Source organism: Aeromonas sp. RU39B (assembly GCF_900156095.1).
Taxonomy (GTDB): Bacteria; Pseudomonadota; Gammaproteobacteria; order Enterobacterales; family Aeromonadaceae; genus Aeromonas.
The window spans coordinates 183,502-209,015 of sequence record NZ_FTMJ01000004.1; the positions used below are offsets into that span (position 1 = coordinate 183,502).

24 protein-coding genes and 1 pseudogene are annotated in these 25,514 nt (G+C 57.7%); 13 read left to right on the forward strand and 12 right to left on the reverse strand.

Annotated elements, in window-relative coordinates; translation table 11 throughout:
- The first annotated feature begins 2 nt into the window (after nt 1-2).
- The 6 genes from cyoB (at nt 3) to BW958_RS08290 (ending at nt 7,161) form a co-directional block, all read left to right on the forward strand.
- Nucleotides 3-1,985: a cytochrome o ubiquinol oxidase subunit I gene (gene cyoB, locus BW958_RS08265; RefSeq protein ID WP_076575257.1), complete on the forward strand. Its 1,983-nt coding sequence runs from the start codon at nt 3-5 to the stop codon at nt 1,983-1,985.
- Between the two features lies 1 nt (nt 1,986).
- On the forward strand, nt 1,987-2,598 hold the full coding sequence (locus BW958_RS08270; RefSeq protein WP_076575258.1) for a cytochrome o ubiquinol oxidase subunit III: 612 nt from the start codon (nt 1,987-1,989) through the stop codon (nt 2,596-2,598).
- Nucleotides 2,598-2,927, forward strand: a complete 330-nt coding sequence (locus tag BW958_RS08275) for a cytochrome o ubiquinol oxidase subunit IV (RefSeq protein ID WP_076575259.1) — start codon at nt 2,598-2,600, stop codon at nt 2,925-2,927. The genes BW958_RS08270 and BW958_RS08275 overlap by 1 nt, the downstream gene beginning before the upstream one ends.
- Before the next feature lie 16 nt (nt 2,928-2,943).
- A complete protein-coding gene (cyoE, locus tag BW958_RS08280) occupies nt 2,944-3,834 on the forward strand; it encodes a heme o synthase (protein WP_076575260.1) in 891 nt (296 codons plus the stop codon).
- 153 nt (nt 3,835-3,987) lie between these two features.
- Entirely contained in the window at nt 3,988-5,352 is a 1,365-nt protein-coding gene (locus BW958_RS08285) for an MFS transporter (RefSeq protein ID WP_076575261.1), read from the forward strand.
- A 252-nt stretch (nt 5,353-5,604) separates the two neighbouring features.
- Entirely contained in the window at nt 5,605-7,161 is a 1,557-nt protein-coding gene (locus BW958_RS08290; protein WP_076575262.1) for a glucosyltransferase domain-containing protein, read from the forward strand.
- Between the two features lie 174 nt (nt 7,162-7,335).
- On the opposite strand, the gene BW958_RS08295 is transcribed toward BW958_RS08290, so the two are convergent.
- The 3 genes from BW958_RS08295 to BW958_RS08305 form a co-directional block, all read right to left on the reverse strand.
- Nucleotides 7,336-7,584 carry a DUF3297 family protein gene (locus tag BW958_RS08295; protein ID WP_076575263.1) on the reverse strand — a complete coding sequence of 83 codons (249 nt, stop codon included), beginning with the start codon at nt 7,582-7,584 and terminating at the stop codon, nt 7,336-7,338.
- 471 nt (nt 7,585-8,055) lie between these two features.
- Entirely contained in the window at nt 8,056-8,778 is a 723-nt protein-coding gene (locus tag BW958_RS08300) for a DUF4062 domain-containing protein (protein ID WP_218641748.1), read from the reverse strand.
- A gap of 96 nt (nt 8,779-8,874) precedes the next feature.
- Nucleotides 8,875-9,594, reverse strand: a complete 720-nt coding sequence (locus tag BW958_RS08305; RefSeq protein WP_076575264.1) for a hypothetical protein — start codon at nt 9,592-9,594, stop codon at nt 8,875-8,877.
- A gap of 115 nt (nt 9,595-9,709) precedes the next feature.
- Between BW958_RS08305 and BW958_RS08310 the strand changes: the two genes are divergently transcribed.
- Both BW958_RS08310 and BW958_RS20305 read left to right on the forward strand, forming a co-directional pair.
- Entirely contained in the window at nt 9,710-10,660 is a 951-nt protein-coding gene (locus BW958_RS08310) for a transposase (RefSeq protein WP_076575265.1), read from the forward strand.
- Nucleotides 10,661-10,859: 199 nt separating this feature from the next.
- Nucleotides 10,860-10,985 (forward strand): annotated as a pseudogene (locus tag BW958_RS20305) (IS110 family transposase); the annotation flags it as partial.
- 334 nt (nt 10,986-11,319) lie between these two features.
- Here BW958_RS20305 and BW958_RS08315 read toward each other — a convergent pair.
- The 9 genes from BW958_RS08315 to BW958_RS08355 form a co-directional block, all read right to left on the reverse strand.
- Nucleotides 11,320-11,862 carry a hypothetical protein gene (locus tag BW958_RS08315; protein ID WP_076575266.1) on the reverse strand — a complete coding sequence of 181 codons (543 nt, stop codon included), beginning with the start codon at nt 11,860-11,862 and terminating at the stop codon, nt 11,320-11,322.
- Between the two features lie 81 nt (nt 11,863-11,943).
- Nucleotides 11,944-12,375 carry a hypothetical protein gene (locus BW958_RS08320; RefSeq protein ID WP_076575267.1) on the reverse strand — a complete coding sequence of 144 codons (432 nt, stop codon included), beginning with the start codon at nt 12,373-12,375 and terminating at the stop codon, nt 11,944-11,946.
- A gap of 1,076 nt (nt 12,376-13,451) precedes the next feature.
- Complete coding sequence (gene trpA, locus BW958_RS08325) at nt 13,452-14,258, reverse strand: tryptophan synthase subunit alpha (RefSeq protein ID WP_076575268.1); 807 nt, start codon at nt 14,256-14,258, stop codon at nt 13,452-13,454.
- Nucleotides 14,258-15,448: a tryptophan synthase subunit beta gene (trpB, locus tag BW958_RS08330; protein WP_076575269.1), complete on the reverse strand. Its 1,191-nt coding sequence runs from the start codon at nt 15,446-15,448 to the stop codon at nt 14,258-14,260. The genes trpA and trpB overlap by 1 nt, the downstream gene beginning before the upstream one ends.
- Nucleotides 15,449-15,469: 21 nt before the next feature.
- Entirely contained in the window at nt 15,470-16,864 is a 1,395-nt protein-coding gene (trpCF, locus tag BW958_RS08335; RefSeq protein ID WP_083687279.1) for a bifunctional indole-3-glycerol-phosphate synthase TrpC/phosphoribosylanthranilate isomerase TrpF, read from the reverse strand.
- 25 nt (nt 16,865-16,889) lie between these two features.
- The gene (trpD, locus tag BW958_RS08340; protein ID WP_076575270.1) at nt 16,890-17,912 is read right to left on the reverse strand and encodes an anthranilate phosphoribosyltransferase; all 1,023 of its coding nucleotides are present in this window, start codon (nt 17,910-17,912) and stop codon (nt 16,890-16,892) included.
- A gap of 14 nt (nt 17,913-17,926) precedes the next feature.
- Nucleotides 17,927-18,526: an aminodeoxychorismate/anthranilate synthase component II gene (locus BW958_RS08345; protein WP_076575271.1), complete on the reverse strand. Its 600-nt coding sequence runs from the start codon at nt 18,524-18,526 to the stop codon at nt 17,927-17,929.
- A complete protein-coding gene (locus BW958_RS08350; RefSeq protein WP_076575272.1) occupies nt 18,519-20,132 on the reverse strand; it encodes an anthranilate synthase component 1 in 1,614 nt (537 codons plus the stop codon). The genes BW958_RS08345 and BW958_RS08350 overlap by 8 nt, the downstream gene beginning before the upstream one ends.
- A 16-nt stretch (nt 20,133-20,148) precedes the next feature.
- The gene (locus BW958_RS08355; protein ID WP_076575273.1) at nt 20,149-21,162 is read right to left on the reverse strand and encodes a bifunctional 3-deoxy-7-phosphoheptulonate synthase/chorismate mutase; all 1,014 of its coding nucleotides are present in this window, start codon (nt 21,160-21,162) and stop codon (nt 20,149-20,151) included.
- Nucleotides 21,163-21,533: 371 nt separating this feature from the next.
- Here BW958_RS08355 and BW958_RS08360 point away from each other — a divergent pair, with 371 nt between their 5' ends.
- From BW958_RS08360 to rluB, 5 genes are all read left to right on the forward strand, one after another.
- Nucleotides 21,534-22,415 carry an RNase RNM gene (locus BW958_RS08360; protein WP_076575376.1) on the forward strand — a complete coding sequence of 294 codons (882 nt, stop codon included), beginning with the start codon at nt 21,534-21,536 and terminating at the stop codon, nt 22,413-22,415.
- Nucleotides 22,416-22,535: 120 nt separating this feature from the next.
- Nucleotides 22,536-23,156 carry an L-threonylcarbamoyladenylate synthase gene (locus BW958_RS08365; protein ID WP_076575274.1) on the forward strand — a complete coding sequence of 207 codons (621 nt, stop codon included), beginning with the start codon at nt 22,536-22,538 and terminating at the stop codon, nt 23,154-23,156.
- Nucleotides 23,156-23,974, forward strand: coding sequence for a segregation and condensation protein A (locus BW958_RS08370; RefSeq protein WP_076575275.1), 819 nt, complete (start codon nt 23,156-23,158; stop codon nt 23,972-23,974). Before BW958_RS08365 ends, BW958_RS08370 begins: the two co-directional genes overlap by 1 nt.
- Nucleotides 23,958-24,545: an SMC-Scp complex subunit ScpB gene (gene scpB, locus BW958_RS08375; protein ID WP_076575276.1), complete on the forward strand. Its 588-nt coding sequence runs from the start codon at nt 23,958-23,960 to the stop codon at nt 24,543-24,545. Before BW958_RS08370 ends, scpB begins: the two co-directional genes overlap by 17 nt.
- On the forward strand, nt 24,538-25,452 hold the full coding sequence (gene rluB, locus BW958_RS08380) for a 23S rRNA pseudouridine(2605) synthase RluB (protein ID WP_076575277.1): 915 nt from the start codon (nt 24,538-24,540) through the stop codon (nt 25,450-25,452). The genes scpB and rluB overlap by 8 nt, the downstream gene beginning before the upstream one ends.
- The last annotated feature ends 62 nt before the right edge of the window (nt 25,453-25,514 follow it).

Here is a 25,514-nt window from a genome sequence, read left to right on the forward strand (position 1 = left end):
AGATGTTTGGAAAATTGACGCTTGATGCGATCCCCTTCCATGAGCCGATTATCATGGTTACGGTCGCCTGCATTATTCTGGGCGGCGGCTTGGTTGCCGGTCTCATTACTTATTACGGCAAGTGGCAATACCTGTGGAAAGAGTGGCTGACTTCGGTTGACCACAAGCGCCTCGGTATCATGTATCTCATCCTCGGCATGATCATGCTGATTCGTGGCTTTGCCGATGCGGTGATGATGCGTAGCCAACAGGTGCTGGCCTCGGCTGGCAGCGAAGGCTTCCTGCCCCCGCACCACTACGATCAGATCTTTACCGCCCACGGCGTTATCATGATCTTCTTCGTGGCCATGCCGCTGGTTATCGGTCTGATGAACATCGCGGTGCCGCTGCAAATCGGCGCTCGTGACGTGGCGTTTCCGTTCCTCAACAACGTGAGCTTCTGGTTTACGGCCTCTGCGGTAGTGCTGATCAACATCTCCCTGGCTGTGGGTGAGTTTGCCCAAGTGGGCTGGCTGGCCTATCCGCCGTTGTCGGGGCTGGAGTTCAGTCCGGGCGTCGGGGTGGATTACTGGATCTGGAGCTTGCAGATCTCGGGTATCGGGACGCTGCTGACCGGTGTTAACTTCTTTGCCACCATCATCAAGCTGCGTGCTCCGGGCATGACCATGATGCGTCTGCCGGTCTTCACCTGGACCGCGCTGTGCGCCAACATCCTGATCATCGCCTCTTTCCCGATCCTGACTGTCACCATCGCGCTGCTGACCGCAGACCGCTACCTTGGCACCCATTTCTTTACCAATGACATGGGTGGCAACATGATGATGTATGTCAACCTGATTTGGGCCTGGGGCCACCCCGAGGTATACATTCTGGTGCTGCCGGTGTTCGGGATCTTCTCCGAAGTGGTGGCCACCTTCTGTAAGAAGAAACTGTTTGGCTACACCTCGCTGGTGTGGGCCACCGTCGCCATCACCGTGTTGTCGTTCATCGTCTGGCTGCACCACTTCTTTACCATGGGCTCGGGCGCCAACGTGAACGCCTTCTTCGGCATCACGACCATGATTATCTCCATCCCGACCGGGGTGAAGATCTTCAACTGGCTGTTCACCATGTATCGCGGCCGCATCGAGTTCACCTCGCCGATGCTGTGGACCACCGGTTTTATCATCACCTTCTCCATCGGTGGGATGACCGGCGTGCTGCTGTCGGTGCCGGCGGCCAACTTCGTGCTGCACAACAGCCTGTTCCTGATTGCGCACTTCCATAACGTCATCATCGGTGGCGTGGTGTTCGGCTGCTTTGCCGGTATCACCTACTGGTTCCCGAAAGCGTTCGGCTTCAAGCTCAACGATACCTGGGGCAAGCGCGCCTTCTGGTTTTGGATCACCGGTTTCTTCGTGGCCTTTATGCCGCTCTACGTGCTGGGCTTCATGGGTATGACCCGTCGCGTCAGCCAGCATATCGATCCGGAGTTCCACCCCTGGCTGGTTGTGGCCGCCTGTGGTGCTGCCCTGATTGCTATCGGTGTGTTGTGCCAGCTGATTCAAGTGGTGGTCAGTATTCGTGACCGCGAGCAGAACCGTGACCTGACCGGTGACCCGTGGGGCGGCCGTACACTGGAGTGGGCTACCTCTTCCCCGCCGCCGTTCTACAACTTCGCCATCGAGCCGAATGTGAAGGGTCTGGATGCCTTCTGGGATCTGAAAGAGCAGGGTATTGCCTATCGCAAACCCGAGAGCTATGCCCCGATCCACATGCCGAAGAACAGCGGCGGTGGTGTGATCCTGGCCGCGTTCGCGACCGTGTTTGGCTTTGCCATGATCTGGTTCATCTGGTGGCTGGCGATCGCCTCCTTCGTTGGCATCATCGCCACCTGGATCATTCACAGCTTCAACGATGACGTGGATTACTACGTACAAGTTGACGAGATCGAGCGCATCGAGAACGCGCATTTCGAGAACATCAGCAAGGCGGGTGTGAACTAATATGGCTACCGATACCCTTCATCATTCCCATCATGATGCCCACCACGGGCACCATGATGCCGGCGCCAACAAGGTGTTCGGCTTCTGGATCTACCTGATGAGCGACTGCATCCTCTTTGCATGCCTGTTCGCCACCTATGCCGTGCTGGTTAATGGCACGGCGGGCGGCCCGGACGGCAAAGAGATCTTCGGTCTCTCCTTCGTGCTGGTCGAAACCATGCTGCTGCTGTTTAGTAGTATCACCTTCGGTTTCGGCATGGTCGCCATGAACAAGGGGCAGCAATCCAGCGTCATCTCCTGGTTGCTGGTGACCTTCCTGTTCGGTGCCGGCTTTATCGGCATGGAGCTTTATGAATTCCACCACCTGATCGGCGAAGGCTTTGGCCCGGATCGCAGCGCGTTCCTGTCGGCCTTCTTCACGCTGGTCGGTACGCACGGGATCCACGTGACCAGCGGTCTTATCTGGATTGCGGTGATGATGTTTCAGGTCTCCCGCAAGGGGCTGACCGAGCGTAACCGTACCCGCCTGATGTGCCTGAGCCTGTTCTGGCACTTCCTCGACGTGGTGTGGATCTGCGTCTTCACAGTGGTTTATCTGATGGGGGCCATGTAATGAGTCATTCTGTTGATCAACACGGCGCCAGCCACGGCAGCGTCAACTCCTACCTGACCGGTTTTATCCTGTCGGTGATCCTGACTGCCATCCCGTTCTGGATGGTGATGGACGGCGGGTTCTCTCATCAGGCCACCCTGCTGACGGTGGTGGGCATGGCAGTCGTGCAGATCTTTGTGCATCTGTTCTACTTCCTGCACATGAACACCTCGTCCGAGCAGCGCTGGAACGTCACAGCCCTGGTGTTCACGGTGATCATCATTGCCATCGTGGTCGTGGGCTCCCTGTGGATCATGTACAACCTCAACATCAACATGATGCTCCACTGATAAAGAGTGACTGCAGATGATGAAGCAATACCTGCAAGTGACCAAGCCGGGAATCATCTTCGGTAACCTTATCTCGGTTATCGGAGGTTTCCTGCTGGCCTCGAAGGGGAGCCTCGACGTTCCCCTGTTCGTTGTGACCATGCTCGGCGTGTCACTGGTAGTGGCATCGGGTTGTGTGTTTAACAACTACATCGACCGCGACATTGATTGCATCATGGAGCGCACCAAGAACCGGGTGCTGGTCAAAGGGCTGATCGCTCCGTCGGTCACCCTTTGGTATGCCAGCCTGCTCGGTGTGGCCGGTGTGGCGCTGCTCTACTGGGCCGCCAATCCGGTCGCTGCCCTGCTGGCCGTACTGGGCTTCATTGTCTACGTTGGGGTCTACAGCCTCTACATGAAGCGCCACTCGGTCTATGGCACCCTGGTGGGGAGTCTGTCGGGCGCGGCGCCTCCTGTCATCGGCTACTGCGCCGTGACCGGCAGCTTTGACTCCGGCGCGCTGATCCTGCTGGCTATCTTCAGCCTGTGGCAGATGCCGCACTCCTATGCGATTGCCATCTATCGCTTCAAGGATTATCAGGCGGCCAACATCCCGGTACTGCCGGTGGTCAAGGGGATTCCAGCGGCCAAGAACCACATCACCCTCTACATTCTGGCGTTTATGGTGCCGACCCTGATGCTGTTCCTTGGCGGTTATGCCGGGTACAAGTATCTGGTGGTGGCCGCCGCCGTGAGTGTCTGGTGGCTGGGTATGGCGCTGATGGGTTACAAGAAACCGGTGGATGACTCCCTGTGGGCCCGTCGCCTGTTCCTGTTCTCCATCGTCACCATCACCTGCCTGAGCGTGATGATGTCGGTGGATGTGCAGACCGAAGCGACGCCGGTGCTGGTGAGCATGGTTCCCTGATGGGTTGATGTTACACATTCCAAGGCCGGGCTTGCCCGGCTTTGTTTTTTTATTCGGCCGGTAATTATCCAGACAGAAAAAAGTAGCGTTAAGATGCGGGTTAAGACAGCATTTTGCCTGTCACTCTGGCCACTACTTTCCTAACGAGATCCCATGAACGACTTCTCCATGACCCGTGAAGAGCGCCAGGCCACCTGGTCGCTGGGTGCGCTCTTCTCTTTGCGTATGCTCGGCATGTTCATGGTGCTACCGGTGCTGACCACCTATGGCATGTCACTGGCCGGTGCCTCCGAGCCGCTGATTGGCATTGCCATCGGTATCTACGGCCTGACTCAGGCCATCTTCCAGATCCCCTTTGGGCTTCTCTCCGATCGAATTGGCCGCAAGCCGCTGATTGTCGGCGGACTGGCCATGTTTGTGCTCGGAAGTGTGGTGGCGGCGGCCACGCACACCATCTGGGGCGTGATTGCCGGCCGCGCTCTGCAAGGCAGTGGCGCCATTTCGGCGGCCGTGATGGCGCTGCTCTCCGATCTGACCCGTGAGCAGAACCGCACCAAGGCGATGGCCTTCATCGGCATGAGCTTTGGCGTCACCTTTGCGGTGGCCATGGTCACCGGCCCGCTGATCACTCATGCGCTCGGGCTCTCAGGACTGTTTTGGATCATCGCCTTGCTGGCTGCCGGCGGCATTGCCGTCATGCTGTTTTGTGTGCCCACGCCGCGTGAGCATCGTCGCAACCGTGAAACGGCGCTGGTAGGCAGTGCCCTTCGCCAGGTGCTGACCAACAGCCGGCTTATCAAGCTCAATCTCGGCATTATGTGTGTGCACGTCCTGCTGATGTCGAGCTTTGTGGCCCTGCCGCCTTTGATGGAGCAGGCCGGTTTGCCCCGTGATAACCAGTGGCAGGCCTATCTTGCCACCATGGTGATTTCGTTTGTGGCCGTGCTGCCCTTTATCATCGTGGCTGAGGTCAAACGCCAGATGCGCCGGGTGTTCCAGCTCTGCGTTGTACTGATGCTGGTCGCCGAGTTGGTGCTCTGGCATGCCGGCACCCAGCTCAGCTGGATTCTGGCCGGCCTGCAGATCTTCTTTATCGGCTTTAACGTGATGGAGGCGCTGCTGCCGTCACTCATCAGCAAAGAGGCGCCCACCGGCTGCAAGGGCACTGCCATGGGGGTCTACTCCACCAGTCAGTTTATCGGGGTGGCCATTGGTGGCAGCCTTGGCGGCGCGCTCTATGGCAGCGGCGGCGCCCTGCTGGTGTTTATCGGCTGCTCGCTGGTCGCGCTGCTCTGGCTGGGGGTGAGCCTCACCATGGCCGAGCCGCCCTATGTCAGCAGCCTGCGCATCGAGCTGCCGGATGGATTGGTGGTGTCGCCTGAGCTTGAGCGCTCGCTGGCACGCTGCGCCGGTGTGAGCGACGTGCTGCTGCTGCCCGAAGAGCGCTCGGTCTACATCAAGGTCGATATTCGCCAGACTAACCGCGAGCAGCTGGAGCAACTGCTCTTCGCCCGTTAGTCTCCAGTTTCGCAAAGAGGGTGGCGCAGGCCACCCTCTCTGTTTTTGCGCTATCGCTTCGCGCCACCTTTACACCCACTTGGGGAGTCGTCGCGATGGTGGCCCTACCGCAGACTGTTTTGGTCTGCCATCTGGCAGGCGCCAGCGGGAGAAGGTGAAGCCCACCGGGCTCATCACGTGATAACAAGAACGGGACAGGCATAGCCGTATAGCAACAGCGCTTTGCCCAACCGGCAATCAAAGGAATGGTTGATGCTGTTTCTGGCTTCCTATGTGCGTAATCCTTTTCGGGATGAGAAGGATCGGCTGTTTGTACTTGTCTTGTCGCTTCTCTGTTTTGTCTACGTGTTGCCGATCATCATGGCCAACCGCTATTACGTTGACGATCTCGGACGCTCCATGATGGGGTATACCCGCTGGGCCGAAAATGGTCGGCCGCTGGCGGATATCCTGATGAAGGTGTTTGGCTTTACCGGCAGGGGCGAGCGGATTGTGGATCTCTTCCCGCTCACGCTACTGATGGCGGTGGCTGCGTTTGTGTACTTCAGCTTTTGCTACTACCGCGCCCACTTCGATCATGGCCGCCCGATCTTGGCGGCGCTGCTGTTGTTCTTCCCCTTTATTAATCCCTTCTTTTTGGAAAATCTCTCTTATCGCTTCGACTCCCTGACCATGATGCTGTCACTGGTACTGGTGATGGCGGCCTATCTGGAGCGTGAGCTCTCCTGGTGCACCATGGTGATCGCCTCGCTGCTGTTTTTCCTCTCTCTGTGCCTGTATCAGGCGGTGATCGGCTTTTTTGTCATTCTGGCGATGATTGAAGCGCTGCTGGCGTACTGCGACCGCCAGCAGCTGGTGATGGCGCGCTCCATCTTGCGGGCACTGTTCGCCCGTATGATGCAACTGCTGCTGGCCTATCTGCTCTATGCACTGCTGATAAAGCCCAAATATGCGGCTGCGGCCTATACGGCCAAGCACTCCGAGCTGCTGACCCCCAACCTCGAAGGGCTGCACCAGCTCTGGCAGCACATGCTGTTTTTCAATGACAAGATTGCGCAGAGCATCGCCGATATGCCGCTGTTTATTCCGGCTTATCTGATGGTGGCAACCCTCGGCGCCTTGCTGTGGTTGATTCGCGCACGTCATCGCCTGCTGGCCGAGCGCATGGTGGGCGGCGCCCTGCTGGAAGGCGTGCTATCGGTCGGCATACTACTTTCACCGGCTCTGGCCTTTGTGATGTCGTTTTTGCCCCTGAGCGTCTTTACCGAGCCGGTGACGTTTGTTCGGGTGTTGATCTCTTACAGTGGTTTTCTGCTCTGGATGGCGGTGGTCTTGCTGCTGGGCGTTGGGCGCTGGCGTCTGGCCCCGCTGCTGGCGCTGCCTGCTATCTGGTTTGCCCTGATCTTCTCTTATGCCTATGGCACGGCCATGGGCGAGCAGAAAATCTATGACCAGTATCTGGCCACCAATATTGCCGCCAAGATCCACGAAGCAGATCCCAAGGTTGAGAAGAGGCTGTTTTTATATGGCATGCAGAGGGTGTCACCAGTGCTTGAAAATGCGGCTTCTCGCTATCGCCTGATTGGCGATCTGGTGCCTGTCTACCTTAAGAAAAACTGGAACTGGGGCGTGCGGTTTTTAAATCACTTCGGGGTCGAGAACCTGTGGGCGGACCATATCGAGGATGAGATTTTGCCCAAGCTCTGCACCCTGACGCCGATTTATCAGAGCCGGGATTTCTCGCTGTTGGAAACCGGGGATGTCTTGATTCTGGCACTGCAACCGCCAGCATGTGGTGAAGGGAAATAGATACGGGCGCATGGCCGTGGTGTGGATTGCCGAAAGGGTGATCCTTTGATAAGCGCTTCTTGGGCAAAACAAAAGGAGCACGCCACCTGGTGACGTGCTCCTTATCGCAAGAGGCCCGCAGGGCCCTGTGGCCATCGACTTGTCAGGAACAACCCACCGACCAGCCAAGCTGGCTTAGAGGTAGTAAGCCTCGACCGTGCCCTTGATGGTCATCAGCAGGGGCTGACCACGGCGATCTTTGGCCTTGGGGGAGGGGATCTTCACCCAACCTTCGCTGATGCAGTACTCCTCCACATCGGTGCGCTCTTTGCCGTTAAGGCGAATGCCGATCTCATGCTCAAAGCAGGCGGCTACATAGTGGGGGCTGCGCGGATTGGCAGAGAGATGATCAGGCAGTGCCGGTTTGGTTTGGGTATCGCTCATGGTGATGACCTGCGGTAGAGACAAAGTGCGCCATTGTAGTCAATGGCCCCGCCCGGCTCAAGGTAACCCCGAGCTGGGTAGGGGGATGATGGCTATATCGGGTGATAACTCGATCTCTAGTGCCATCTATTGTGTCATTGCTGTGCAATGCTTTGCTCAGAAAGATGTGTGTACTCATTTCAGTGTTTAATTAATGTCTGTAGCCCTAACGACTCTGGATAATATCATTTTTTGCGTACCTCTTTCTGTTAGATTCCACCTTGCACCATCTACCGTGTTATCAATGCTAATGAGGTTCAACGCCAAAAATTGAATTCGGATGGTAAATAGATCTTGTTGGCTTACAACCAACTCAGTAAGACCAGATATGTTTTTGTCTACCTTGCTAAAGTGTTCCGCTAAGAATTTATTAACTTTATCTTCACGCGGACTGCTAGCAATTAGTGGAGATAACTTACCAAATATGTCTTTTCATGTTGTTTCTGCTGGCCAAATATGATGTTCCGTCGGATCATACATACTCATCGCGTTTATCATAAAAGTACCGCTTAATTTTAATGAGCTCTCCCAATCTGCGAGTTCAGAGCTTGGAATCAGTGGCGCTTCCGCACTGGATTCATTTAATTTATGCTGCAGTTCTTCATTTCGTTTTCGCAGATTATTAATTTCTGCTAACAACTCTGGTGAAGCCGTTGAGTCTGCTCTTACCCAACCGATAGCTGGAAACATTTTGATAGTTTTATTGAGGCTAAGTGCTACTTCACCAGAAAGTTGAGATGTATTAGTCCAGTAACGCACTAATCTACCTGTACTTACTTTTCCCCTGAATTTTTGGAGTTTCTCATAACCCTCTTTATCTAATTCTGTTTTTGCTCTCGGTAATGCATTTGGTTCGTCATGCAGCATAGCGATAACTTTAATACCCTTACTCACTGCATAATCAAATTCTTTTTCTGTGTAGCTAAGTCCATCCTCAGCTACTGAGCCATATCGACCTCCTATAATGAGCAAGTAGTAGTCACAGTCATCTATTACACGTTTAATAAAGTCCCACTGTTCTTCGTCTGCAGCAGGGAATAATTCCATCCCTGCAGGAATACAATCCATTTCCATTAAGGTTTGTAAGACCTTTTGCCTTTCTTCTTTTAGATCAACGTAAGTTGAACTCACAAAAACTTGATAACGCTTATCCATGTTTATGGTCTTATAGTTAAGTTAATTAAAAAAGTGGGGGGCCTCATTTCAGTTCTACGTCCTCGCGAACTTCTGCCTTGCGGTCTAATGCTTAAATCAGCAGCGAGGCCTCTGGCGAGTCTGCTGAATTTTATTGTTAAATGATTCATCACCAACACCAAAATATAAATTTGTTCCTGTGACAAACTTGAACGCTGACAGCCTATAAAGATCGCGTAATAACTTTGGTGATTCTTGTTGATACATATCTAGAGCGCCAACGATTTCATTATAAAGATAATGATATTTTTCTTGTGGCTCCAATGCTATTTCAATTAGTTCGCAACTATTTGAAATGAATATTGAATTCTTCAGGTTATTCTTAATTTCTGACTGAGACAATCTTTCTAGTTCTTTAATCAGGTGTTTGCTTTCAACCTTTTCCGGTTCTGAGTGTGCAATGCCACTTGTTCCAGGTGAGATATAAGTGTACGCATTATGCCCGCTTAGTTTACTCGGCTGGCAAAAATTTGATTTTTGGATAAACGACTGGGACTTGTGTACGTTCCAGAATTCCTGCTTTGTATGAAATGCAGGACTGGCATAAGTAACAACACCGTGATCACCTACATTCGCCTCCAAAATTTCGAGAGTTGATTGCTGATGGTCTAATATTTTATACCTATAATACTCTTGATTCCATGAACCCCATTCTGCAGCAGTATCTTTAACCATTCTTTCTGGGCGCTTGTGCTGTATAAACGCGTTAAATTTAAACTGAGGGAGGTCGTTGTTGAACGCATCTTCTAACTCATACACATCCTTGGGAAAGTACATGCCATTAAGGTAGGCTCTAAAAAAACGTCTATACAAAATACATTGGGACACCCACCTTTTTGACAGCGGTGTAGCGGGCTGCTTGGCTTAAGGTTTAGCACCGAGGGAGGTTGCCATGACCATCGCCCGTTCACGTCAAATTTGTTTGCAGGATACGCCCTACTACCACGTGGTCAGCCGCTGTGTGCGCCGTGCGTTTCTGTGCGGGGAAGATAGCCATTCCGGCCAAAGCTTCGAGCACCGACGGCAGTGGGTGGTCGACAAGCTGGGTCAGTTGTCGCGGGTCTTTGCCATTGGTGTTTGCGCCTATGCGGTGATGAACAACCACTACCATCTGGTGCTGAAGGTTGAGCCGGAGGTGGCAAACGGCTGGAGTGACCGCGAGGTAGCCGAGCGCTGGGCCGGGCTGTTTCAGTGGCCATTGCTGGTGCGCCGCTGGTATCTGGAAGAGTTGCTGACCGAGCTGGAGTTGGCCGTGGTACAAGGATTACTTGCCCAGTGGCGGGAGCGACTCTACTCCATCAGCTGGCTGGTGCGTCTACTCAACGAAAGCCTGGCACGGCAAGCCAATCAGGAAGATGGCTGCAAGGGACACTTCTGGGAAGGGCGCTTCAAAAGTCAGGCGCTACTGACGGAATCAGCATTGCTGGCGTGCATGACCTATGTCGAGCTCAATCCGGTGCGCGCCAAGGTGGCGGAGGGGCCGGAGGAGAGCGATTACACCAGCATCAGCCAGCGGCTGGGACGTGCAACCGGTGAGCTGCCACCTCTGTTGCTGCCGTTTTCCGAGAAGCAGCGCGAGCAAGAGCATGCCTTGCCGTATGCGTTTACCGACTATCTGACGCTGGTCGATTGGACCGGACGGGCGATGCGTGATGACAAGCGTGGTCATATTCCTGCCGGGCTTGCGCCGATATTGCAGCGCTTGAATCTGGCAGAAAGCAGCTGGCTGCGCCAGGTCAGCGTGTTTCGGCGCTCAGGTATTCGGGCCGTGGGGGATGGGGCACTGTGCCAACAATACGCCCACCACTGCGGCCAGCAACGATGTCGTCATCCTAAGCACTGACTCGCTTTCATTGATTGTCGTCTGGGCCCTGCCGGTATCATCGGCAGCGAGTTTGGCTGTGTCTAAAGCCGTCGATTTGCCGAAAGCCTAACTTTTCCTGCCCGTTACGACTGGTGATACATGTTTCTCAGGGTAACCAACAAACAATTTCGATAGCACTACGGCTTACCCCAAAAGGTGGATGTCCCAATTGAAATTCAAGGCGCGCAAACACAGTTGCAAAGTGACCGTAGCTCTTGCCAATAAACTGGCCCGGATCGTCTGGGCAGTCCTGACAACAGGACAAAGATTCGATCTCACTAAAGCCTGTCAGGCAGTGAAATAACCCAAGAATTAACAACCCGAAGTCAACGTAAAGCGGTAATGGCAATGATGAGCTAAACGGATATGTCTTACCTGGAACCTGATGGGACACTGGCGTTCGAGGCCTTGTGGGTGCTAAGGCGGGTAAGACTTCACATTGGAACTCATCAGAGCAGACACAACTGTGTGATGCTGGATATATGTCGTAAGACCGTCAATCATCTGTGGCCAGACGCGTTACGAGACAGGGGGGCATTATGTAACGACCTATACAAGACCACTTTGCTAATACACTGCCATCAGGGTGTTGGCCTTGCATCCAGCGAGGTGACCATATATGTCCTCATTTTGCTCGCTCATTCCAGTTCTAACGTTTCGTGAGCTAAGGAGCTCACTTTGGATTTGAAGGCTTCACAGGCTTCCTCAAAGATGACTTGATTGCTCTTAAACTCTTGGGTGCTTAGTCTGCTAACACTCGGATCAGAGAGGAATGGCACTAGACGTTTGCGTGCGGCTTCAACTGGAGCATACGCTTGTACAAGTGACGGAAAGTGAAGATCCATGATCATTCGGTACTTCTGTGCTTCACCGGGAGCGAGAGTTGTACGCTCATTGACTAATTTAATTACTTCGTTGAATGTTAGCTGGCCTCGGTAGCAGCGAAGGTGGATCAGGTAGATATTTGAGAAGTTTACCTGCCATTTTTCGAATAGGAAGAATAGGTCCTCAAGCTTTTCAATTTTTAGCTCTTTTGTTTTTTGGCGGCTCTGGGCCTCAATGTTTAGCCGCGCAACCCTTAAATTGAATAGGCTTGTTACAACGACGGCAATAAGCGTGGCTCCAGCACCGATTCCACCAGCCAGCAATGGTGCGATTTCTTTCAGTTCGGCAATTTGCACATCGTAATCCTTGCGCTCTAACGTTTGAAGTGAGGGACCGCCCAAAGCGCAGCTTCGGGGGGGGCCCTCTCGACTGATGGGTTAGCCCTTTTTGTCGTCGTAAATGACAGTAACTCTATTTGCTGCTTCCCACTGTGCGGAATCTTTCGGTAACCAAGTTACAAGAACCAATGACGCCCAATTAGGCAGAGCTTCAATATCTGCAATCGTGTATTCGGAGCCCCACAAAGCTAAGTAAGCGTCTGCATGCCTGTAGTTTTTCAATGTCGATTGCGCACACAAACTGATTTTCTTGTTTCCCGGAAATGCGATTTCTCGATTTTTTATCAGAGCCTTTGAGAGATCTTCTCCAAGAGCATCAACGAGCATGGTGCTCTTTACCTTTCCTATTTCGGGAACAACTATCACTGCATGGTCATGGGTATCGAGTAGCTGTATGAGCTTGATAAGACCCGCCTTTGTCCCATCGATATTGTCACCAAACGACTTTACTAAAAATCTTTCGCGATTCATTGGATGTCCTGTAAGGGCTAACTTTGACTAGATGGAAGTCGGCACTAACACATTAATACCGACTTCCATCTAACCCCGCTCTGCCCCGTTATAGGGCATCAATCACTATGTTTTCAGTCAATAGCTTGCCATTTGTCCCTTGCGGCTTAACTTACTCGCTTGACCTCTTCCTTTTGCGCCGCCATTACGACGATATCGAAAAATGGTGTGACATAGGCCATGGCAAGCGTCGGCAAGGCTACCGCACTGAGTTACAAACCCAGTCCACCGCTTTTAACCTGCGAGAGCCCATCCATCGTTGCCATCACATTGCGCCGAGAGACAGATTGCCATTTGGCTATCTTACGGGTGCAACGCGAGATCTGAAAAGAGGACGTTGATAAAAATCTGAGCAGGTTCAATCAATTAGTGAGCAACTGTCGTTTCAAGTGGGTTGTTGGTTAGCAGAAGTGCGAAAACGCCCCTCACTCCAACCCTCTGCTAATGGGAGAGTGAGCATCTCTGCGGTTTGTCGGGGCTCAGGGCTGGCACGGTATTGATCCCCCTCTTAGTTCGCTGAAGCGAGTCCTGTTGTCTAGGCCACGAGGCAGGATGCCGAGCGAGCGGCGCTGGGCCATGGACGGCCCATCGGCGCGTGCCGTTGGACAAAAGGTGAGCCGAAGGTACCCGACGTCAGTCGGGCGAATAAGCGGGGGAGAAGACCTTTGGTGACTTTGGGTCTTTCCAAAGTCACTCGCCCCAGCCCGAAGGGCGGACGAAACCCTGTCGAGGACAAAGTCCTCGTGTCCCATGCGGCGTAGCCGCATTGAGGGGTTAACCGCCGGCTCTGGAATCCGGCGAGAGTCTGTCGTCGTGGAACGGACAATCCCCTGCGGTGCAATGCGCGGCGCTTATTGCACCCTACGATGTGCCACTGCGTAGGGAAGCAGCGCCACCACATCAACGTCGCGAACATCTGATTATGCTTTGCTAATCAGACCTACAGAAAGCCCACCTTTGGCGCCGGATAAAAAAGGGAGCCTATCAGGCTCCCCTCTCTACAGACACGGCCAATGGCATTTGGCTAATGCCATTCCCTATCGATTGGTCGCCGCCTTCATCCCTTCCACAAACTCTTTTAAGCGGGTCAGCATCCGGGTCGGCTCTTGGTGATAGGTCTCGATAATCTTGACCACGGCCGAGCCGGAGATGGCGCCGGCGGCACCGGCCTTGATGGCCTCGCGCACCTGGGCCGGCTCACTGATGCCAAAGCCGAGCAGAGCCGGGGCGGCGTTAAACTCACGCAGGGTGTTTACCAGCCCATCGACCGGCATACCGGCCTTGGTTTCGGCGCCGGTGACACCGGCGCGGCTCACCAGATAGGTGTAACCACTGCCAAGCTCGGCCACTTTTTGCAGGGTCTCACGATCGCCATTAGGCGGCGCGATAAAGATGCTGGCGATGCCAAAGCGGTCGGCCGCTGCCTTGTAGGGGGCGCACATCTCGACCGGCACGTCGGCGACCAGCACCGAGTCAACGCCGGCTTGTTGGCACTTTTCATAGAAGCCGTCGATGCCGCGCACATAGACGAGATTGGCGTACACCAGCAGGCCAATCGGCAGGGTCGGGTACTTGGCACGAATGCGGCCGAGCAACTCAAAGCAGCGATCCGGGGTGGTGCCGCTGGCAAAGGCGCGCAGTGCGGCGCCCTGGATGGTCGGGCCGTCGGCGACCGGATCGGAGAAGGGGATGCCGAGCTCAAGGGCATCGGCGCCGCCTTCTACCAGCGCATCGACGATGGCCAGCGACAGCTCGGGCGTCGGGTCGCCGAGCGCCACAAACGGAACGAAGGCGCCCTGCTTGGCGGCATCGAGACGGTCAAACATATCCGCATAACGGTTCATCACAGGACTCCTTGCTTTTCGAAGATGTCGGCGACGGTGAAGATGTCCTTGTCACCACGACCGGAGAGATTGACGATGAGCACCTGCTCTTTTTCAGGTTCGCTGCGGGCCATCTTGAGGGCGTGGGCCAGCGCATGGGAGGACTCCAGCGCCGGGATAATCCCCTCGTGCAGGGCCAGCTCGCGGAAGGCATCGAGTGCCTCCTGATCGGTCACCGAGACATACTCGGCGCGGCCGATGGCGGCCAGATGGGCGTGCTGCGGGCCGACCGACGGGAAGTCGAGGCCGGCGGAGATGGAGTAGGACTCCTGGATCTGGCCCTGGCTGTCTTGCATCAGATAGGAGTGCATCCCAAAGAACACCCCCTTGGTGCCGTGACCAAGCGGCGCGCCGTGCTCGCCCGATTCGATACCGTGACCGGCCGGCTCAACGCCAATCAGACGTACCGAGCTATCCGGGATAAAGTCGGCAAACATGCCGATGGCATTGGAGCCACCGCCCACGCAGGCAATCACCGCATCCGGCAGACGCTCCTCTTTCTCAAAGCACTGCACCTTGGCCTCTTCGCCGATCATCTTCTGGAATTCACGGACAATGGTCGGGAAGGGGTGCGGACCGGCGGCGGTGCCCAGCATGTAGTGGGAGGTTTCATAGGTGGCAGCCCAGTCGCGCAGCGCCTCGTTGCAGGCATCTTTGAGGGTGGCCGAGCCAGAGTGCACCGGAATCACGGTGGCGCCCATCAGCTTCATGCGAAAGACGTTGGGTTTTTGCCGTTCGCAATCCTTGGCGCCCATATAGACGCGGCACTTCAGACCCAGCAGGGCGCAGGCCAGCGCGGTGGCGACGCCATGTTGGCCGGCGCCGGTTTCGGCGATGATCTCCGATTTGCCCATGCGCTTGGCAAGCAGGGCCTGGCCCAGCACCTGGTTGGTCTTGTGGGCGCCGCCGTGCAGCAGATCTTCACGCTTAAGATAGAGGCGGGTCTTGGTGCCGCGGGTCAGGTTGCGGGTCAGGGTCAGCGGGGTCGGGCGGCCGGCATATTCGGTCAGCAGGGTGCCAAATTCGGCGATAAAGGCCGGATCATCCTTGGCATCGACAAAGGCCTTCTCCAGCTGGAGCAGTGCCGGCATCAGGATCTGCGGCACATACATGCCGCCGAATTCGCCGAAAAAGGGGTTGAGCAGTGTCATCGTCAGGTTCCTTTGAATAATTCAGAGTCGGGTCAGTTGTTCAAATGCCGCTTGAATGCGGGTCGCGTCCTTGATGCCGGGCGCCGATTCCACCCCGGAGTTGAAATCAAGACCGAGACAGCCCACTTGGGCAGCCGCAAGGGCGTTGTCGGGGTTGAGCCCACCGGCCAGCATCAGCGTTGATTTATCGATGGTGGCGAGCAGTTGCCAGTCAAAGGCGACGCCAGTGCCGCCGCTTTGGCCGCTCACCTTGGTGTCGAGCAGGATGCGATCGCACGGGAACGCAAGGTCCGGCAAGGGCTCACCTGGCACCACATGGACTGCCTTCCAGATCTGGCAGTTATCCGGCAGCAAGGGGCGCAGCGCGTCGATATAGGCGCCATTTTCATCCCCGTGCAGCTGCACGGCGGCCAATCCCAGCGCCTCGACGGTTTTCACCACCGTCTCGGGTTTGGCATTGCGAAACACGCCGACGTATTGCAGCGGCGCACCGGCCATCACGGCGCGGGCGGCCGGAATGTCCACATAGCGCGGGCTCTTGCCGACAAAAATCAGTCCGCCGTAGATGGCGCCGGCCTCAAAGGCAGCGGCGGCATCTTGTGGCCGGGTCAGGCCGCACACCTTGTTTTGGCCGAGCACCAGCTTTTTCACGGCGCGCGGCAGATCCGGCTCGCTCATCAACGACGAGCCCACCAAAAACGCCTTGGCGTACTGGCGCAGGCTGGCGACCTGGGCGCGATGGTGGATGCCCGATTCGCTGACCACCAGCCGATCGCTTGGGATCAGGGCGGCCAGTTGGCGGGTGCGGTCGAGATCGACGCTCAGATCGCGCAAGTCCCGGTTATTAATGCCGATGACCGGCGCCCCGAGGGTGATGGCACGCGCCACCTCCTCTTCGTTGCTCACCTCGGTCAGCACGCCCAGACCGAGCCCGCGGGCCACCGCAAACAGGGTGCGATAGCCCTCGTCTGACAGCACCGAGAGCATCAGCAAGATGGCGTCAGCCTGATAGTGACGGGCCAGATAGACCTGATAAGGGTCAATCATGAAATCCTTGCACAGCACCGGTTGATTGACGCGGGCGCGTACCCGCGGCAGGTAGGCAAAGTCCCCCTGAAAATAGGGCTCGTCGGTCAGCACCGAGATGGCGGCGGCATAGGGGGCATAGGTGTCGGCAATCAGCTCCGGGTTGAAGTCACCACGGATCAGCCCCTTGGAGGGGGAGGCCTTCTTGCACTCCATGATAAAGCGGGTGCCACCGGCGCGCAGGGCCCCTTCAAAATCGCGATCGCTGCGAGTCAGCCCGGCTTGAAACAGCGCGAGCGGCTGACTGACCTTGCGCTCCTCCAGCCACTGCTGCTTGGCCGCGACAATCTTGCCGAGGATGGTCTGACTGAGGGAGGAATGATTGAGCATGAGTCTGTCCTTAACGTGAAATCCATTAACCGGCAGCCGGCTCCAGATGGCTGAGGGTGGCAAGGCGCGCCGCAAGGCTGGCCGCCTCACCGCTGGCCAGCACCGCCAGCACGCGACTGGCCGCCTGGCGCAGGGTCGGCTCGGCACCGGCCATCACCAGTAAGGGCGCCACGTTGGCGGCAATCGCTGCGTTGTGGGCCGGGGCGCCACGTCCTTCCAAAATCGCCTGGGTGATGGCCCGGTTCTCGGCCGGAGTCCCCCCTTCAATGGCACTGACCGGATAGGTTTCGAGCCCGAAATCGGCTGGCGTCAGCATATATTCGCGGATCTCCCCATCGCGGATCTCGGCCACCTGGGTCGGTCCGTGCACCGCCACCTCGTCGAGGCCGGCGCCGTGTACCACCATACCCGTTTTCAGCCCCAAGGCCAGCAGGGTTTCGGCAATCGGACGCACCAGTTCGGGGGCATAAACGCCCATCAGTTGATAGGTCGGTCGGGCGGGGTTAATCAGCGGCCCGAGTACGTTGAACAGGGTGCGGGTTTTGAGGGTTTGGCGCACCGGCATGGCGTGGCGAACCCCGGCGTGATACTGGGGCGCAAACAGAAAGCAGACACCGAGTTCATCGAGGCAATGCCGGGCCTGCTCTGGGCTCATGTCGAGCTTGATCCCCATCTGATCGAGCAGATCGCTTGAGCCCGATTTGCTCGACACCGAGCGGTTGCCGTGCTTGGCCACCTTGAGGCCGCAAGCGGCGGCGACCAGCGCCGAGGTGGTGGAGACGTTGATGGTGTTAAGGCCATCGCCACCGGTCCCGACAATGTCGCAGAAGGCATAGTCCGGGCGCGGAAACGGGCGGGCTTCGGCCAGCAGTGCTTCGGCGGCGCCGGCGATCTCGGCCGGAGTTTCCCCTTTGATTTTTAAGGCGGTGAGCAGGCTGGCGAGCACGATGGGATCGACTTCGCCGCGCACCACTTGGCCGAAGGCGTCACGGGAGTCGTCGCGGCTGAGCGACTGACCCTGATAAAGAGTATTGAGATGTTGATGCATGGTGGCGTCCTTGCTTACTGCTCGCCGCGATTGGCGCGGGTAATGTGGGCGAGAGCCTGAGTCAGCAGACGGGCCCCTTCGCTGGTCAAAATGGATTCCGGGTGGAACTGAAAGCCGAGCACGCGGTCCTCCTCCTGCGCCAGTGCCATGGGCATGCCCTGATAGTGGGCAATCACTGATAGCTCTGGCGGCACATAGGTGGCGACCAGGGAGTGGTAACGTGCCACCGGCAGCGGGTTGGGCAGACCGGCAAAGGCGCCGTGACCGTCGTGCTCGATAAGTGAGCGCTTACCATGGACGATCTCGCCAGCCGAGCCGACGGTGCCGCCATAGGCTTCGCACAGCGCCTGATGACCGAGGCAGATACCGAGGATCGGCACCCGACCGCGTGCCAGCTTGATGAGCTCAATCAGGCAGCCCGCTTCGTGCGGGGCACCCGGGCCCGGTGAGAGCACTAGCACCGCATCACCGGCGCATGCGTCAATTTCTGCCATGATGCGCTGGGCCGGCAGGCTGTTGCGGTAGATCCGCACCGGATAACCGAGGGAGCGGAACTGATCGACCAGGTTGTAGGTAAAGGAGTCGAAGTTATCGAGCAGGAAAATGTTAGTCATGGCTCACTTCCTTGTTCTTGGCTGCCAAGGCGTTCAATGCCTGCAGCGAGGTGCCATGGCTGGCAGCGATAGCGGAGAGCACGGCGGCGGCTTTGGCGCGGGTTTCGTCGGCCTCGGCCTGGGGCTTGGAATCAAAGACCACGCCGGCACCGGCCTGAACGTGGGCCACGCCGTTTTTCACAAAGGCCGAGCGGATAACGATGCAGGTGTCCATCTCGCCGTCACCGTTTAAGTAGCCCACGGCGCCGCCGTAGCTGCCACGGCGCTTGCCTTCGACGGTGCGGATAAGCTCACTGGCGCGAATTTTCGGCGCACCGGTCAGGGTGCCCATGTTCATGCAGGCCTGATAGGCGTGCAGGGCATCCAGATCGCCGCGCAGCTGCCCGACGACCCGTGAGACCAGGTGCATGACGTGGCTGTAGCGATCGACTTTGAGCAGGTCTTTCACATAGCGGGTGCCCGGCTCGCTGATGCGGGCGATGTCGTTGCGGCCAAGATCGACCAGCATCAGGTGCTCGGCCACCTCTTTCTCGTCCTGACGCAGCTCCAGCTCAAGGCGACCGTCCAGATCGGCATTGATGCTGCCATCAGGGTTCAGGCCACGGCGACGGGTGCCGGCAATCGGGTACATCTCCACCTGACGGCTCTGGGCGCAGAACTTCACCGCGCTCTCGGGCGAGGCGCCAAACAGGGTGAACTGCTCATCTTGCAGATAGAACATGTAGGGGCTGGGGTTGGTCTGCTTGAGGCGGCGATAGGCGGCCAGCGGGCTCGGGCAGGGCAGCGAGAAGGTGCGCGAGGGCACCACCTGAAAGATATCGCCCTTGCGGATATAGCCCTTGAGGCGCTCAACTTCGGCGCAGTAACGCTTGTCATCCTGATCAACGGCAATCGGACCGCTGATGGTCGGTGCGGCTTGCTCGGCAGTGACGGCGGCAGCGCAGGCGGTTTTCAGCTCGCCAAGGCGCGCCGACAGGCGACGATAACTCGGGGCAAACCCTTCGCCGCCGAAGACGCAGGCCTGGATCTTGGTCGCCTGCACCGTGTGATCGATGGTGATCAGGGTTTCAGCCACATAGAAGCAAAAATCCGGGCAGTCGTTGCTCCCCTCCGGCACCTGCGGCAAATCTTCATAGGCGGCGATCAGGTCATAGGCGAAGGTGCCGGCCAGAAACAGGCTGCTGCGCTCATGCTCGGTCTCCAGACCGGTGATCAGTTGGCGCAGGGCGTCGAGCACGCCGACAGCCTTGAGGCGGCTGTCTTCGTCTTGCGCCTGATCGGCGCGCGGGAAGGTTAGGGCCAGCGCGTTATCTTGCTGCTGGCGGGTAACCTCGTTTGGCAACTGTTTGGCCAGCAGCGCCAGCAGCGGCTCGCCGTTGGCAGAGAGTGCGCGCACCGTCACCGTCTGATCGCGGCACTCAAGGCGCAGGCAGGCATCGACCAGCAGCAGGCTCTGCTTGCCAGCCTTGCTGTCAATTTCGGCCGATTCGAGCAGCACGGTGTGGGGCCGCTCGCCGCACAGGGTGCGATAGAGTGCCAGCGGGTCGGCCACATAGGGGGCCGACAGGCGCAGGGTTTCAAACTTGCCGAAGGGCAGGGAGGTCATGGTTGCATCCTTTCAATCAGAGGTGGCGGCCGGCGGCCTGCACAAAGGGGGTCAACTCGGCCACCAGCTGGCGGAACAGGGGCTCGGTGAGCGCCTGATGTCCATCCGAGAGTGCCTGGGCCGGGTTGAGGTGAGCCTCGACGATGATACCGTCGGCGCCGACCGCAGCGGCCGCGCGTGACAGCGGGATCACCAGCTCACGAATGCCGGTGCCGTGGCTCGGGTCAACCAGCACCGGTAGGTGGGTCTTCTGCTTGAGCAGGGCGACGGCGTTCAAGTCCAGAGTATTGCGGGTGGCGGTTTCAAAGGTGCGGATACCGCGCTCACACAAGATGATGCGATGGTTACCGGCGGCGTAGATATATTCGGCCGCCAGCAGGAACTCTTCGATGGTGGCTGACAGACCGCGCTTGAGCAGCACCGGCTTGTCGGTCTGGCCGACGGCGGTGAGCAGGCGGAAGTTTTGCATGTTACGCGAGCCAATCTGCAGGCAATCGACGTATTGGCACATCATCTCCACGTCGCTGGCGTCCATCACTTCCGATACGGTCGGCAGGCCGTGTTCGCGGTTCACCTCGGCCAGCAGTTTGAGCCCCTCTTCACCGAGCCCCTGAAAGCCGTAAGGGCTCGAGCGCGGCTTAAAGGCACCACCACGCAGCGCCTGAGCGCCATACTGCTTGACCATGGCGGCGACCGAGTGCAGCTGCTCGCGGGATTCCACCGAGCAGGGGCCGGCAATCAGGGCGAAGGTATCGCCACCGACGGTCAGGTTACCGATGCGCACCTGGCTGTCGTGCGGGTGCAGCTCACGGCTGACCAGCTTGTATTTGGAGAGGATCGGTTTGACCGATTCGACCATGGGATCGGCATCGAGGTTGAGCCCATCGAGAATACGTTCGTCGCCCAGAGCGCCCAGCACGATGCGCTCGGCGCCCGGCAGATAGAGCGGCTTGAGACCGGTTTGTTCGATACGGGCCAGCAGGGCGTTGGCATGAGCCTCGGTGGCGGCGGGCTTGAGTACAATGATCATGGCGGTGCTTTCCTTAAAATAAATATCAAATCAGTGGCTTGTGATTTCCGTTTCGGGCCGCCATCGCCCTGTCAGTCTGATCAATTGCATCACTTGCTCGCTTAATACGTTAAAAACCGGATAATGAAAAAGCCCGCTGGGGTCAGCGGGCTTTTTCTTGGTTCTTTATTCTTGCTGTCAGGTATTTCGCACACAGCAACGACCACACGCCCGCGTTTTAGGGAGTGTGCCACCACCAAATCAGGTTGAGGGTGAAAGTCGCTTGCATGGATAGAGTCCTGTCTCGTGCAATCTGAAGTGCCTACAGTAAAACGATATTTCACCGGACAAGTCAAGCCGCTTTTTTACCACAGGAGAGATAGCTCACCTTGCTGCGATTCGATCTGCACTGCCATACCACTGCCTCTGATGGCGCGCTCTCCCCAACCGAGCTGGTGCTGCGCGCCGCCGAAAAGGGGGTGGATGTGCTGGCCATCACCGATCACGACACGCTGGCGGGCTTGGCCGAGGCGGCAGAGGCTGTCGCTTCGCACCAGTTGCCGCTGCGACTGGTCAATGGCGTGGAGATCTCCACCAATTGGGAGCATCACGAAATCCATATCGTGGGGCTGGGGGTGGCGCTGACCAGTGCGCCGCTGCAGGCGTTTCTCAAAGCGCAGGCGCAGCGCCGCCGCGAGCGGGCCGAAGAGATTGGTCGTCGGCTGGAAAAGTGCGGCATCCCGGATGCGTTTGCCGGGGCGCAGGCACTCGCCGGTGACGCCGAGGTGACCCGTGCCCACTTTGCCCGCCATCTGGTCAATACCGGTGTGGTGGACTCGATACAGAAGGTGTTCAAGCGCTATCTCTCGCGCGGCAACAAGGGTTATGTGCCGGCTCAGTGGCCGGTGATGGCTGAGGCGATTGCCGCCATTCATGCCGGTGGTGGCAAGGCGGTGCTGGCCCATCCGGGGCGCTATGATCTCACCACCAAATGGATCAAACGCCTGATGGTGGCATTTGGTGAGGCGGGCGGCGATGCCATGGAGGTGTGCCTGCCGCAGCAAAGTCCCATTGAGCGCGCGAATCTCGGCCAGTGGGCAGAGGAGCACGGCTTGCTGATTTCGGTCGGCTCCGATTTTCATCAGCCGCAACCCTGGTTGGAGCTTGGTCGCGGTCTGTGGCTGCCCAAGCACGGTCAGCCCTTGTGGCAGGTTCATCCCGCCTTGTTTGGCGTGACCCTGGCCGAGGTGCAGACGACGGATGCAAGCGCTTGAAAACGAGCGCAGAATAAGCAGATTACCAAGTGTTTCGATGATCCGTGCGACGGATCCTGTCCGGCGGCTGTGCCGTCCATTGCGTGAGCAATCGCCGGGTGATAAACCCGGGAGGTACCCATGAGTCAGTATTTTTATATTCACCCAGAAAATCCGCAGGTGCGCCTGATCAGCCAGTCGGTGCAGATCCTTAAAAGCGGTGGCGTCATCGTCTACCCGACCGATTCGGGTTATGCGCTGGGCTGCCAGATGGGTGACAAGGGCGCGCTGGAGCGCATCTGCCGCATCCGCCGCATCGAAGCCGACCACGATTTTACTCTGGTATGCCGCGATCTCTCTGAGCTTGCGACCTATGCCCGGGTGGAGAACAGCGCCTTTCGCCTGATCAAAAACAACACGCCGGGTGCCTACACCTTCATCTTCAAGGCCACCAAAGAGGTGCCGCGGCGCCTGATGAACGAGAAGAAGAAGACCATCGGTATCCGGGTGCCAGACAACAATATTGCGCTGGCACTGCTGGAGGCGCTCGGGGAGCCGCTGCTCTCGACCACCTTGATCCTGCCGGGTTCGGCCACGGCCGAGTATGATCCGGACGAGATCAACGACAAGCTAGGCAAGCAGCTCGATCTGGTGATCAACGGCGGTTATCTCGGCGAGCAACCGACCACGGTGATCGACTTTTCCGACGATGAGCCGGTGGTGCGCCGTCGCGGCGCCGGGGATCCGACGCCGTTCGAGTGATGAGCGATCCGATCGCCCTGGTCGAGGGCAAGCCCTATACCGAGCTGCCGCAGGATCTGTTTATTCCGCCGGATGCGCTGGAAGTGTTCCTCGAGACCTTCGAGGGGCCACTCGATCTGCTGCTCTATCTCATCCGGCGCCAGCAACTCGACATTCTCAACCTGCCGATCGTCGAGATCACCGCGCAGTACATGGAGTATGTCGAGCTGATGCAGGGGCTCAATCTGGAGCTGGCGGCCGAGTATTTGCTTATGGCGGCCTGGCTGGCCGAGATCAAGTCGCGCCTGCTGCTGCCCAAGGCGCCGGAGCTGGAAGATGACGAGGGTGAAGACCCTCGGGTGGCGCTGGTTCGCCGCCTGCAGGAGTACGAGCGTTTCAAGCTCGCGGCAGAGGTGGTCGATGCCTTGCCACGGGTCGAGCGTGAGGTATTTATCGCCAGTGCGATGCTGCCGGATTTTGGTGATTTGAAGCCGCTTGCCCCCGACGTTGCCCTGATTGAACTCGCCTTGACCCTGCAAAGTGTGGTAAAACGCGCGACTCACTTCGAGCATCATCAGATCCGGCGCGAGCAGATCCCGACCCGGGTGCGCATGGCCGAGATCCTGGCCATGCTGACGCCGGGCATGACCCTGCGCTTTGACGAGGTGCTGCGCACTGACGAGGGGCGCATGGGGGTGCTGGTCACCTTCCTGGCCTTGCTGGAGCTGTGCAAGGGCGCCCACATCTGGTTGCTGCAGGCCGAGCCGCTCGGCCCTATCCATTTTGCGTTGGCCGAGCAGGCCGATGATGCGGAGATGCTGCATGGCCCTGCCCACTGAGCGCCTGAAGAGCTTGATTGAGGCTGCCCTGCTGGTGGCCGGTCGGCCTCTTACCATCAGTGATCTCAAGAGCACGGTGCTGGCCGATTATCCGGTCTCGACCCGCTACGTTCAGCTGCTGCTGGCCGAGCTGAAAAGCGATTACCAGTCGCGCGGCGTAGAATTGAAAGAGGTGGCTTCCGGTTGGCGCATTCAGGCCCGCCAGGAGTTCGCCGAAGAGCTGTCCCGTTTATGGAGTGAACGGGCTCCGCGTTATTCGCGGGCCGTCATGGAGACGTTAACCTTGATAGCGTATCGTCAGCCCATTACCCGGGCCGAGATTGAAGCGATTCGCGGTGTGGCGGTCTCCAGCCAGATGGTGGCAACCCTGAAAGAGCGGGGATGGGTCCGTGGTATTGGGCACAAAGAGGCGCCGGGGCGCCCCGAGTTGCTCGCCACGACCCGCGAATTTCTCGACTATTTCAACTTGAAGAGCCTGGAGCAGCTCCCCGAGCTGCTCCCGGAAGCAGAAACTCCGCTGGCGGCAGCCCTGCCGCTTGGCGGTCAACAATCAGGTATACCCGATGAGTGAAAAACTGCAAAAAGTGCTGGCCCGTGCGGGCCACGGCTCCCGTCGTGAGATGGAGGCCCTCATCACCGAGGGTCGGGTCAGCGTGGATGGCAAAGTTGCCGTTCTGGGGGATCGCGTCGAGAGCAATGTTGTGATCCGTATTGATGGTCACACGGTCAAGACCAAACCGGCAGATGAACTGATCTGTCGTGTGCTGGCTTACCACAAGCCGGAAGGGGAGATGTGCACCCGCCACGACCCGGAAGGCCGTCCTACCGTGTTTGACCGTCTGCCTCCCCTTTCCGAAGGGCGCTGGATTGCCGTTGGCCGTCTTGACGTGAACACCTCCGGTTTGCTGCTGTTCACCACCGACGGTGAACTGGCCAACCGCCTGATGCACCCGAGCCACGAAGTGGAGCGTGAATACGCGGTGCGTGTGTTTGGCGAGATCAACGAAGCCATGCTGCAGCGTCTGCGCCGCGGTGTGCAGCTCGAAGATGGTGTGGCCAAGTTCAACAAGATCAAGCCGGCCGGTGGCGAAGGGCTGAACCAATGGATTCACGTTACCCTGACCGAAGGTCGCAACCGTGAAGTGCGCCGCCTGTGGGAATCTCAGGACGTGCAAGTCAGCCGCCTGATGCGTATCCGCTATGGCGACGTGAAGCTCGACCGCTCGGTACCCCGTGGCGGTTGGCAAGAGCTCAAGTTGGCCGAAGTGAACTACCTGCGTTCGCTGGTGGGGATGCAGTCCGAAACCGAGAGCAAGGTTGACGTGCACGCCGATAGCAAGGCGAATCGCCACAAGCAGGCTGCCCAGATCCGTCGCGCCGTCAAGCGCCACAAGGAGCAGCAATCTGCCGGTGGTCGCACCCGCACGACCGCCTCGCGCCGTCGTCCATCGACCCGTAACTCCGGCACCGGTCAATAAACTGCCCCTGCCAGATACGCAAAGCCCGTCCACAGTGACGGGCTTTTTGCTATTGGTGGGTC